Genomic DNA, 12,755 nt, shown 5'->3' on the forward strand with positions numbered 1-12,755 from the left:
TAGATGATATATCAACCCATTGAAAGCAGCTTTTACGTTTTCAATGGGTTTTACAATGACATGTCATCTTCAAATCAATTGCTATCAAGTCATGTCAAAATAAGTTATGATATGAATGCATACGTGAAATAAGAAGGTGAATCCATTGAATATTCATGAATTAAAAACACGACCTTTTGTATGTCGTTATGAACTTTTAGAACATTATTCAGATCTCGGACTTAATGAATCTGAACTTATTATTTTAATGAAAATTTTATATGCTTATGAAGTCAGTAATGAACAACCACCGATCGATCAGTTACAAAAGGGAACAACTATGCAGGGTTCTGAAGTAACAATGATCATTCAGAAGCTGATTCAACTCGGGCTACTAGAAATGAGAGTAGAGAAGAATCATGATGGAAAATTAAGTGAATATATTAACTTAGATGGTTTCTATGAAGCACTTTGCCAAGTTCTTGAAAACATTGAATCAAATAACGAGAAAATGGATAAAAAACAAGCATTTAAGTCACTTTTTCAAAAAATTGAACAAGGTTTTGGCAGAACATTATCTCCCATTGAATATGAAACATTAAACAAATGGTTAGATGTTAATCAGTATGATTTCACCATTATCAATGCAGCTGTTGATGAAGCACTCGCACATAATAAAACCAGTCTTAAATATGTAGATCGAATCTTATTGAATTGGGAAAAAAATAATGTACGTACAGTGAATGATGCGAAAACAATTCGTGCAAAATTTAATAAACAGCAACCCGTTGTTAAGAAGATTGAGAACTTCCCAAAATTTGATTGGTTGAAAGGAGAAAACCCATTTGATCAGTAAAAAGAAAGCACTAGAGATGATAGATGTCATTGATGGTATGTTTCCCGATGCAGAATGTGAATTGATTCATGACAATCCATTTGAACTCACCATCGCTGTCGTATTATCTGCACAATGCACGGATAATACTGTAAATAAAGTGACAAAAACATTATTTCAAAAATATCACACCCCTGAAGATTATTTAGCTGTTCCGTTAGAGGAATTACAAAATGATATACGATCAATCGGCTTATATCGAAATAAAGCTAAAAACATTCAAAAGTTATGTCGTTCATTAATTGAACAATATAATGGTGAAGTTCCAAATGATCATGCGAAATTAGTGGGATTAGCTGGCGTAGGGCAAAAAACAGCGAATGTTGTGATGAGTGTGGCATTTGGTGAACCTGCACTTGCTGTAGACACACATGTTGAGCGTGTTTCAAAACGACTCGGCATTTGTCGTTGGAAGGATAGTGTCACTGAAGTTGAGCGTAAGTTAACATCCATTATACCTAAAGTACGATGGACGAAAAGCCACCATCAACTTATCTTTTTCGGACGTTATCATTGTTTAGCGAAAAAGCCAAAATGTGATGCTTGCCCATTGTTTGAAGATTGTCGTGAAGGTCAAAAACGCTATCGTGCGGCTATACGACTAGAAGGAGGGGCAAGTGTATGAGCATTTTAGATAAAATGACAGAAATAGAGGGCCACTTAGATGTTTTAGCAAAATCTCGAAAAATTGGTAAGGCTCAGAGTCTTCAACCACTCGATGATTATTATCAGCTACTCATAAACTATTTTTGTTTCATTAATGATATTCAAGATATATCAGAAGCACCGCTAAATACATTGAAAATCGTTCCATTCAACTTTGATGAACGCCTCGAATACATTCAAGAACGTAAACACCATTATATGGGCTATCAACAAATGAAAACATTAAAATCTGAATTGATAAAAATGAATGCCGCATATCGTGCAAAAAACAACTGATTAAGATGCACCTTAATCAGTTGTTTTTTTATACAATGACACACAAAAAGGACAACATTTAAAATGCTGTCCTTTTTGTGCTTAGTTATTACCACCAAAGAGGTTGCTGAAAAAGCCACCGCTATTGTTATTATTATTGCTATTGTTGTTACTTTGTCCTTGGTTGTTTGAATTACTTAAGTTTTGTCCATTTTGGTTTTTGTTGGAATTACTATTTGTACCACCACTTGATTCAGTAAAGTTACTTGTTACATTACCATCTGGAGCTTGTGCTACATATAAGCTACGTCCACTACCACCAACAGAAGAAGGGCGGTCAAAATCTAAACCATCTTGTGGATTAATATCACTCATAACATCTCTGAATAAGTATTGTGGTAGTTTTTGTTCACCACTTCCAACGAATGAGTTTTCGCCATATTCTTTTACTTTGCCGAAGCCCATCCAAACAGACATTGCATAACGTGGTGTATAACCTGAAATCCAAACATCTTTAGCAGCTGAACTTGGGAGACTGTATTGTGCATATGTTTCATCTCCATAAGTACCAGTACCTGTCTTAGCAGCAACATTCACACCTGGAACGCCATTACCATAGGCTGAACCATAAGTATCAAATGTACCTTCTAAGATTTGAGTAATCATATAAGCTGTGTAATCATTCATTGCTTTATGACTTGTATGTTCAAATTCAATCGTATTACCATTAGGCTCTACTACTTTTTTAATAGAGTGTGCCTTGTTATACGTACCACCATTTGCAAATGATGCATAAGCTGAAGCTAATTGAACTGGTGAGAATTCTGATGAAGATCCACCTAATACTTCAGAAGGACCAATATTTGGGTTCTCATATTCTAAACCTACTTTAGCCGCAAAGTCTGTAGGAGCGCTGTCACCAGCATACTCTTTAACTGTTTGCCAAGTTTTTAAGGCTGGAATGTTAAAACTTTGTCGCAATGCATCATAAATTGTAACAACGCCATGACTGTTTTGGTCATAGTTTCGGAATGCGCCACCATCTACATAATATACAGATTCATCTTGTACAGAGTGGTTCGTAGCCCATTGGAAGTTGTCAATCGCAGGTGCATACGCTAAGAATGGTTTTAATGATGAACCAGTAGGGTGTACGTCTGTTGCTTGGTTACGTTGAACAACATCTTTATAATCACGTCCACCAGAAATCGCTGCAAGTGAACCGCTTTTACTATCAACAATTGTTGCTGCAACTTGTTGCTCATCATTCTTATAGTAGCCACCATTATCAATACGACTTTGAAGTGCTGTTTGTACATCAGAATCCATATGTGTATAAATCTTAATACCACTGTTTAGAATTTCAGATAAGTTACGACCTTTGAATTCTTCATGGTTCATCAATTCTTGTTTTACAAAGTTGATGTAAGAATCATACTGTTGTTTACTATCGTCTGGTTTGATTTCACGTTCTTCTGCAGATCGATCAACCAAATTCTCAGTAATTGATGTATCCTGTGCCTCCTTCATTGCTTTATCACTGATACGGTTGTGATAATTCATTAAATAAAGTACGGTATCTTTACGTTTTTCCGCTTCTTCTGGATAGTCATAAATGTTATACGTGTTCGGTACTTGTGGAAGACCAGCAAGATACGCTGTTTCAGCTAAATTTAACTCACTTAGATCTTTGTTGAAGTAATATTTAGCAGCTGCTTTCACACCATAAACACCATCAGAATAATAGATTTTGTTTAGATACATTTGGAAGATCTCATCTTTTGAATATTCTTGCTCAAGACGATAAGAGAGATATGCTTCCTGCGCCTTACGTTCAATGGATTTTTGATCGGTTAAAAATGTTCGTTTTACAACTTGCTGCGTTAATGTTGACGCACCTTGTGAACCAAATCCACCAGTCACATTTTTAATGACTGCACCAAATAGACGTTTATAGTCTAAAGCACCATGATCATAAAATCGATTGTCCTCTGTAGCAAGCACAGCAGCTTTCAATTGATCTGGTACATCTTTTAAATCAACGTGTTCACGTCTGGCACCATTATCAAGCGTTTTAACAAGTGAATCATTCTGATCATATATCTTAGCTGGACTCGGATCTTGTAACTTCGCTTCATTAAAAGCAGGTGCTTTCCATGCATAATAAGCAAAGAGTAAGACACCGATTAAGGCGAGTATTACAAAAGCTAAAATACAGAAACTGATCACCTTAATGACTGTGCGCTTAATATTTCTATTCTTTTTTTTACCGGACTTCTGTTTAGAACCATTAGAAGCCGCTTTTTTTTCCGTCATACGCGGTCCTCACTTTCATCTAATATCAACTTATCAACTGCTTTAAGATAGTCTAATCTTGGTTGATACTGATAGGGAATATAGTAACCATTTTTTTGCACTTCTTCAACAGATATTGACTTTTTGGTCCCATTTATATACCGTTCCCAAAAAATAATCAGCTTTTTAAAAGACAAAAGATACGTTTCATCTCTTCCTTTAAACCTAAGTAAAAGAAAAGTAATGCCTCCATGTCTGTCGACTTCACGCATATGTTCAATTTGATGTGCATGAATATTTTGTAGAGGGAATGATGTTTTATTTTTTGTCTCTTTCGCTTCAAAATCAACATGGAATCCTCGATAAATACCATTATAATCTGTTGTTGAAGGCGTTCTAAAGTAAGCCTCTTTAATGACAGCCTGACTCCGTTTAGGATAATCCACATGTACAATTTGAACAGGTGTTGGTTTTTTGTGTATGGCTGCGAGATGAATATTCAAATAATGCTTATTCGAACGTTCAATATCTTTTTCCAACGACATACCACGTCCACCATATTTAATCGTACGGGATTGTGCCTGGTTTTGACTTCCGACTTGAGTCTTATTTTGTCTAAAAGGCTTACCATTTGGATAATTCATAGTCTCACCTACATTCCATCTTTTATGTAATGAAACATAATGGATAGATGGTTTATGAAAGTTAAAAAATATAATAAGATTCATAAACTGACATTATTGTAACATAGATAACCCATCTCTGTTACCCCAAAGCATGGTGTTATCATGTTTTGTCACAATTTATGGTACGATATAATAAAATTGGTAGGTGATTTCATGGAGAATTCAATTTGGTCATTATTGTTAGATGATGTATCGTTAATTGAAACAAAATTTCATATGGCTAGAGAAGACCACCATTTTGATTTTGAAAAAGATATTGTCCCTTTTACAAAATTGATTGATGATCACATTCATTTAATGCATCAATCTACAAATCTGTTTTTTACACAGCGTTCACGTATTGAATCTTTAATACAGCCATTATCTGTATCTTGCCATGATAAACGAACGAGTAAGAAACAATTTTTCGACCAACTTAAAACAATAAAACACGATCTCCTAACTATTCAACGACAGGTGGAAAATGGTCATGTATAAATCAATTTATGTGACAGGATATAAACCTTATGAACTTAATATTTTCAAAGAAGATGCCAAAGAAGTTTATTACTTAAAAGCCTTCATTAAACAAAAGCTTATCAGCTATCTTGAGGAAGGTCTTGAATGGATACTGATACAAGGCCAATTAGGCATTGAAATGTGGACAGCTTCCTGTGTCATTGAATTAAAAGAAACATATCCTGATCTTAAATTAGGTATTATTGCACCATTTCAGAACCACACATCGAAGTGGCGTGAAGCACAACAAATTCAATACCAATCAATTGCTGCAGAAGCTGATTATATAAATGCTGTGTATCATACAGATTATGAAGGCCCACATCAATTTCAAGCCGCTGATCAATTTATGTTAGAACACACTGATATGACTATTTTAATTTATGATGAAGAACAAGAAGCGAGTCCTAAGTTTTTCAAAAAGAAGCTAGTTGATTTTATGGCACAAACAAACTATACTTGTGATGTTGTGACATTCGATGAAATTACAAGTTTTATCGATGAATTACAGTGGACAAATGAACTATGAATCAAGTGAGGTGACGCATATGTCAGATGTTTCATTAAAATTATCAGCAAAAGATATTTATGAAAAAGACTTCGAAAAAACAGTCGTTCGCGGTTATCGTCCTGAAGAAGTGGATGCATTTTTAGATGATATCATTGTGGATTATCAAAAAATGGCGGACTTAAACAGTCAAGTAGTAAAACTATCTGAAGAAAATCAAAAACTAAAAAAAGAAATTGAAGATTTACGCTTACGAGTTGCTTCAGGTCGTTCACAAGAAAGTAAGGCTTTTTCAAGTCAAGGTGTACAAAATAGTAACGCAGATATTTTGAAGCGTATTTCTAATTTAGAGAAAGCAGTGTTTGGCAAATAATCATTGCTTTTAATCACTGAGATGATATAATTTTGAAGTAATATTTTGGGTAATCGCTATAAATATGATTTATAGAGGAAAGTCCATGCTCACACAATCTGAGATGATTGTAGTGTTCGTGCTTGATGAAACCATAAGTCAAGGCAATGTAAATTGACGGCAACGAATTAACCTAAGTCTCCGGATAAGGTTATAATAGTTTGAAAGTGCCACAGTGACGTAGCTCTAATAGAAATATTAGAGGTGGAACGCGGTAAACCCCTCGAGTGAGCAATCCAAATTTGGTAGGAGCACTTGTTTAGCGGAATTCAACGCATAAACGAGAAAGTATTAAATGATACTTTAGACAGATGATTATCACCAGCGTACGAGTGCAACTAGTGCACGTGATAGTACTAAGGTACAGAACATGGCTTATAGAAATATTACAACTAGTAAATAAGGCTGGGACATGCTATATGTTCCAGCCTTCAGTGTGTTAAGCTATATTTATACAATATTTTAGACAGTAAAGCAATTATAAATTTATATGATGTTGAGACATAGTAAATCTTTAGGTTTGAAAACTAATTACTAGTATTCAAGGTGTAGGTTTTTGGCAGAATAGGGCGCACTACTTAAAATGTTGAAAGTTGATGAAATAGCGCGTCCTGTATAGTTGATGAGATATATACCAATTTTTAAAAGGTGCAGACACTGATCAATCAACAATTACACGCAATTTTCCAAAATCAAAAGCTATTAAAGCTATTTTGGTATTTCTTAGGTTCTGCTCAAAGCCAAACTACTCGCTTCACTACCTTTTAAAATAAGATTTTGTCTCCATCTCATCAGTCAATAATAGGAGGACAATTATGTATCAATTATTAGCAGTATGTCCCATGGGATTAGAAGCTATCGTGGCAAAAGAAGTACAAGATTTAGGCTATGAAACACGTGTTGAAAATGGCCGTATTTATTTTAATGGGGATGCCGAAGCTATCGTAAAAGCCAATTTATGGTTACGCACTGCTGATCGTGTGAAATTAATCGTTGGTCAGTTTAAAGCCACAACATTTGACGAATTATTCGAAAAGACAAAAGCCTTACCTTGGCATGAAATCATCCCAGCAGACGGACAATTCCCAGTACAAGGTCGTAGTTTAAAATCTGTTCTACACAGTGTCCCTGATGTCCAAGCAATCACGAAAAAAGCAATTGTAGAAAAACTGAAGTCTGAACATGGTGTATCTGGATGGTTAGATGAAACAGGTGCAAAATTTCCTGTTGAAGTAAATGTGTTAAAAGGCAATGTCTTGTTAACAATCGATACATCAGGTTCTGGATTAAATAAACGTGGTTATCGCTTGGCTCAAGGGGAAGCCCCAATCAAAGAAACGTTGGCAGCAAGTCTTGTTAAACTTGCAAACTGGACAGGTGATACACCATTGATCGACCCATTCTGTGGTTCTGGTACGATTGCCATTGAGGCGTGCCTTATCGCACAAAATATTGCCCCAGGATTCAATCGATCATTCGTTTCAGAACAGTGGCCAATGATTCCAGAAGGTTTATTCGATCGACTTCGTGCAGAAGCTGATGCACAAGCTGATTATGATAAAGATATTAAAATCTATGCATCAGATATCGATCCAGAAATGATAGAAATTGCTCGCCGTAATGCTGATGAAGTCGGTGTAGGCGATATCATTCAATTCGAAGTGAAAGACGTTAATACATTAACCATTGATCACGATGGTCCAATTGGATTAATTGGTAACCCACCCTATGGTGAGCGTATTGGGGAAAGAGATGAAGTTGAAGAAATGTATCGTTATTTAGGCACATTACTTCAACAAAATCCTCAACTTTCTATGTATATAATGACAAGTAGTAAGGAATTTGAATATCTTGTAAATAGAAAAGCAACAAAAAGACGTAAATTATTTAACGGTTATATTGAAACAACTTATTATCAATATTGGGCGAAAAAATAATTAATCACTTAATCATTTACAAATAAAAGGGGCGATGATATGAACCATGAATCATCCTTTAAACAAGGGGTTTTTTACGCACTCAGTGCCTATATTATGTGGGGGATTCTCCCACTGTATTGGGCTTTAATCGATGGCGTGGATGCTATAGAAATTCTGATGTACCGAATTATTTTATCACTTATTTTTATGCTTATTCTTGTCCCTTTAACAAAACAAACACCTCAATTGGTGTCAGATATTCAGCAATTTGTCAAAACACCTAAAAAACTATTCATCATTATTTTGGCAGGCTATGTTGTGACATTAAACTGGGGGACGTTTATTTATGCGATTAATGAAGGCTATGTTTTACAGACAAGTTTAGGATATTATATTAATCCATTGGTCAGTATTATATTAGCAATGATCTTTTTCCAAGAATGTTTTAATAAATTGGAATGGGCTGCTATTTTATTTGCAACAATGGGTGTCCTCTATATGACATTTAAAGTAGGAGAATTTCCATTTATTTCACTAATGTTAGCCTTCTCGTTTGGTATTTATGGACTGTTAAAAAAACTTGTTCCAATGAGTGCTGTGAGTAGTATTACGATTGAGTCCATGGCTACAGCTCCGATGGCTCTCATTTATCTCGTGATCATTGGACAATCTCACGGTCTTAGTATCGGTATGAATAGTGCTACTTTTTGGTTACTATTCTCAGGGGCTGTGACAGCCATTCCATTACTCGCATTTTCAGCAGCAGCTGTTCGAATTCCATTATCATTGGTTGGTTTCATCCAATATGTTGGACCAACGCTCATTTTCCTTAATGGTGTTCTAGTATTTAAAGAGCCATTTAATATGGATCAATTCATCACATTCTGCTTTATTTGGTTCGGTATCTTAATATATGTTCTATCACAAGTGATTAAAATGAAACGCAAACCTAAACCGCTTCAGTTTCATGAATAACAATATAATGAATGATAAACTGATGATCTTTACAGATTGTCAGTTTTTTTATATATCAACATCTCATAGAAATCACATTCTGATATTTTAACTTCGCTGTAAATGCTATACAATAACAGATAAGTAGATAAAAATTTTAGAATATGTATAGATTTGAGTTGAAAAGACATAAATTTCTCAAAATCTAACAAACAAGGGGATTATACATAATGAAGCATACGGAACAATTAGACATATTGTATAAATTAAAAAAAGAAATTGAAAAGTCGGATCATACATCATTTGTTCATACCATTAACCAAATGATTAAAAAAGTATATTTAGATCATTATACAATGACATTTGTTGGACACTTTTCTGCTGGTAAATCAACAATTATTAATAATTTAATCGGTCAAGATATTTTACCGAGCTCGCCCGTGCCAACAACCAGTAATACCGCTTTAGTTACTGTATCAGATACGCCAGGAATTACAGCGAATATTGAAGGACAGCGATATACAGAGCTTTCTTCTTATGATGATGTAAAACAAATGAACAAAGAAAATTATCATGTAGAATCTATCGATATACGATTCCAGTCAGAAGATTATCGCAATGGTTTTAACTTCCAAGATACTCCAGGCGTCGATTCTAACGTAAAATCACATAGCCATAGTACAAATCAGTTTTTATACACGAGTAATATGGTCTTTTACACGGTAGATTACAATCATGTACAGTCTGCATTAAACTTCCAATTTATGAAACAACTGAACCAAGCCGGTATTCCAGTCACATTCGTTATTAATCAAATTGATAAGCATAATGATGAAGAATTATCATTTGATGCCTTTAAGTCCCGTGTTTCAAAATCTTTAACAGAATGGGATATTCAGCTTGAAGAAATATTTTATGTGACTAAATTTGATCATCCAGAGAATCAATTTTCAGCTTTTAAATCATTTATGCATCAACAGGACGCAAATCGAGAACCTATTGAAGCATTTGTTTCACGAATGGTATCATTCATTCAAAAACATCAATCACAATATTTAATGGAACAAATGGAAGCATGTTTAGAAGAGTTGAATACCACAGCAGAAGCATTTGATACAGATTATAAAAGATATTTAGAGCAATCGTCTGTTCATAGTGAAGCACAACTCATTAACAATCACGATGCATTACGTGATCATCTAACCAAAAAGCGTAAAAATATCATTGATAATACCTATATTATGTCGCATGAGATGCGTGAACATATTCGTTATTATTTAGAAAGTATGACAAAAGACTTTTCTGTTGGGGGACTTTTTAATAAACGTAAAAAAATTGAGCAAGCGAGAGAAGAACGTCTTTCTACACTTATGTCAGCATTGCAAACACAAGTAACACAAGAAATCGTAAAACCGTTGCAAACAGATATGGCTTTTTTAACACGTTTTATCGATGACACCAACCTAAATAATAAGATTCTGAACCAAAATATTGAAATACCTTCAAACCTAGTTACAGATTTATATCAAACACAAGTGCAAATCAGTAACCAATATGTCTTAACGTTTTCAGAATCACTGATGAAACAAATTGGTCAATATGTGCAAAACATCTCTAAACCATTAGATGAAGAAATCATTTCAAATGTGAAAGCTGAAGTTCATGAAGAGACAAATAACCATGAAACTGACACATATGAGCGTTATCGTACCTTACACACATTAAAAACATCATTGGATACTGAAAACTACCAGCACTATTATATTCATTTAGACGATTCGCTTGATAAATTGATTGACCGTACAAAAATGACTTATACACCTTCACAATCTGTCGAAAATAAAACGGAAAATATCAACGAGCAATCAGCAGTAACCACTGATAGCCAGCAGTCAAAGCGCCATCAAATTGAAGCAGCACTTTCAACATTATCAAACTTGTCACTTTACGATACACAAGTAAACCAAATGCGAGAAACATTAAATCGTTTAGACAATCAAGTGATTAAAATAGGGGTATTCGGTACATTTAGTGCAGGGAAAAGTAGTTTAATTAACGCATTACTTGGTGATCAATACTTAGTAAGTTCACCAAATCCAACTACAGCTGCTACCACTGAAATTTCATATGGACATCAAAATACTGTAACATTTAAAACAAAGGAAATGCTACTGAGTGAATTAAATGATGTTGTTGAAGCTGTTGACTATCAGTTTGACTCTATCAATGACTTTTTAACACAAGACTTAACGGATTTAAAAGCGCGTATTGATAAAAATAAGCTGGCATTTATTGAAGCAATTGAAAAAAATTATACATTTTATGAGACTTTAATTGAAGATGGTTATGATCGTGCCATTCCTAAAGAAGAGCATAGAAAATGGAGTGCTGAAGACGAATATGCGACATTTGTTAGAACCGTTCATTTACAACTCGAACATGAATGGTTAAAAGATAAAATTATTGTCGATTCTCTTGGACTTTATTCAAATAACCAACGTCACACGAATGAAACAGAAAAAATTCTTGCCTCAGCAGACTTAATTTTATATGTCAGTTATTTCAACCATGCGTTCACTGATAATGACAAAGCATTCATTGAACATATGAAAGAAATGAACCAATTAGTTGAAAATCAAGCATTTAAAATGGTCATCAATGCGACAGACCTTGCTGAAACACCAGACGACTTAGCAGCTGTTCATGAATATACGAGGGACGCATTAGCACAAGTTGGCATGCATTGTGATATTTTTGATGTATCAAGTCGTGAAGCACTACGTGGTGGAGATCAAGGTGTTACACAATTAAAATCTGCCATTCAAACATTTGCTGACATTGAATCTAAACAAGTACTTGAAAACCAAGTCATCCATCAACTTGAAGCGATTACGCAATCACTTGATACAATGCTTCAGGATGTTGAAAGTAATGCGTTACAAGTTGAACAAAACCGTGCATACTTGAAAAAATTTGAAAATACACCGGTATTTCCTAAACAAATTTTACAAAGTGTACAAAATCAGTATCGCAGTGAACTTGAAGACCAGATTTATTATTTAAATGAACGTCTGAATATCCAATTGCTCGATCATGTCAAAACAGTCTTTAATACGCAAATGACAGATGCCAATGATTTTAAAACGGCCAAACGTCACGCAGCAAAAACATATCTTGATCAAATCCATCAAAAACTGTATTTAGAACAGACGTTAATGATTAACCGTATGAAAAAACATTTTGAAGCACAGTTCGCGCATCAATTGGCTCCAGTGATTACAGATATGTCTCAGCATCACGTGATTTTACAACCAGAAACGCAAATATCAGTAGAAGGTATTGAAGAAGCATACTTACAACTAGATTTAACAACGTTTATCTCAGCTTTACCAAAACAACTGACGAAAAAGAACATTCTTCAGCCTAAGCAACAGCAAAAGTTACAAACTGAGATCAAAGACTTGAGTGTAGAGCAACTACAAACATGTCTGGTTGATTTAGCAAATGCGCTGAACCGATATGAAAAAGCACTAACACAATTTGCAGAACAAAAACTTCAAACATTAGAAGCAGTTGCACAACAAGAAATTGAAAAATTATTAAGCTTTGAATTAGATCAAACACAGCGTCAAACATTACAAGAAACATTACCGAAACTTAAACAAATTTTGAACTAAAGGAAAAATAA

11 protein-coding genes and 1 other RNA gene are annotated in these 12,755 nt (G+C 34.5%); 10 read left to right on the forward strand and 2 right to left on the reverse strand.

What is annotated here, in order from left to right; translation table 11 throughout:
• Window positions 1-145: 145 nt before the first annotated feature.
• From MUA88_RS06155 to MUA88_RS06165, 3 genes are read left to right on the forward strand one after another with little or no spacing between them, the layout of a single operon-like run.
• Window positions 146-835 carry a DnaD domain-containing protein gene (locus MUA88_RS06155; protein ID WP_262605231.1) on the forward strand — a complete coding sequence of 230 codons (690 nt, stop codon included), beginning with the start codon at window positions 146-148 and terminating at the stop codon, window positions 833-835.
• Entirely contained in the window at window positions 825-1,499 is a 675-nt protein-coding gene (nth, locus tag MUA88_RS06160) for an endonuclease III (RefSeq protein WP_262605232.1), read from the forward strand. The genes MUA88_RS06155 and nth overlap by 11 nt, the downstream gene beginning before the upstream one ends.
• A complete protein-coding gene (locus MUA88_RS06165) occupies window positions 1,496-1,816 on the forward strand; it encodes a YpoC family protein (protein ID WP_262603319.1) in 321 nt (106 codons plus the stop codon). Before nth ends, MUA88_RS06165 begins: the two co-directional genes overlap by 4 nt.
• Before the next feature lie 81 nt (window positions 1,817-1,897).
• On the opposite strand, the gene MUA88_RS06170 is transcribed toward MUA88_RS06165, so the two are convergent.
• Entirely contained in the window at window positions 1,898-4,111 is a 2,214-nt protein-coding gene (locus MUA88_RS06170) for a transglycosylase domain-containing protein (protein WP_262603320.1), read from the reverse strand.
• Window positions 4,108-4,734, reverse strand: a complete 627-nt coding sequence (gene recU / locus MUA88_RS06175) for a Holliday junction resolvase RecU (protein ID WP_262603321.1) — start codon at window positions 4,732-4,734, stop codon at window positions 4,108-4,110. The genes MUA88_RS06170 and recU overlap by 4 nt, the downstream gene beginning before the upstream one ends.
• A 195-nt stretch (window positions 4,735-4,929) precedes the next feature.
• Here recU and MUA88_RS06180 point away from each other — a divergent pair, with 195 nt between their 5' ends.
• The 7 genes from MUA88_RS06180 to MUA88_RS06210 all read left to right on the forward strand — a co-directional run bounded on the left by MUA88_RS06180 (window position 4,930) and on the right by MUA88_RS06210 (window position 12,744).
• Window positions 4,930-5,253 carry a DUF1798 family protein gene (locus MUA88_RS06180; protein ID WP_262603322.1) on the forward strand — a complete coding sequence of 108 codons (324 nt, stop codon included), beginning with the start codon at window positions 4,930-4,932 and terminating at the stop codon, window positions 5,251-5,253.
• Window positions 5,246-5,803 (forward strand): SLOG family protein, encoded by a 558-nt coding sequence (locus MUA88_RS06185; RefSeq protein ID WP_262603323.1) that lies wholly within the window; start codon window positions 5,246-5,248, stop codon window positions 5,801-5,803. Before MUA88_RS06180 ends, MUA88_RS06185 begins: the two co-directional genes overlap by 8 nt.
• 19 nt (window positions 5,804-5,822) lie before the next feature.
• On the forward strand, window positions 5,823-6,155 hold the full coding sequence (gene gpsB, locus MUA88_RS06190) for a cell division regulator GpsB (RefSeq protein WP_262605128.1): 333 nt from the start codon (window positions 5,823-5,825) through the stop codon (window positions 6,153-6,155).
• A 41-nt stretch (window positions 6,156-6,196) separates the two neighbouring features.
• Window positions 6,197-6,577: RNase P RNA component class B (rnpB, locus tag MUA88_RS06195), an RNA gene on the forward strand.
• 432 nt (window positions 6,578-7,009) lie between these two features.
• Entirely contained in the window at window positions 7,010-8,131 is a 1,122-nt protein-coding gene (locus tag MUA88_RS06200) for a THUMP domain-containing class I SAM-dependent RNA methyltransferase (RefSeq protein WP_262605233.1), read from the forward strand.
• 39 nt (window positions 8,132-8,170) lie between these two features.
• Entirely contained in the window at window positions 8,171-9,088 is a 918-nt protein-coding gene (gene rarD, locus MUA88_RS06205; RefSeq protein WP_262603325.1) for an EamA family transporter RarD, read from the forward strand.
• A gap of 209 nt (window positions 9,089-9,297) precedes the next feature.
• Window positions 9,298-12,744, forward strand: a complete 3,447-nt coding sequence (locus MUA88_RS06210) for a dynamin family protein (protein ID WP_262605234.1) — start codon at window positions 9,298-9,300, stop codon at window positions 12,742-12,744.
• Window positions 12,745-12,755: the final 11 nt, after the last annotated feature.

The organism is Staphylococcus sp. IVB6240 (assembly GCF_025558425.1).
In the GTDB taxonomy this organism is placed as follows: domain Bacteria; phylum Bacillota; class Bacilli; order Staphylococcales; family Staphylococcaceae; genus Staphylococcus.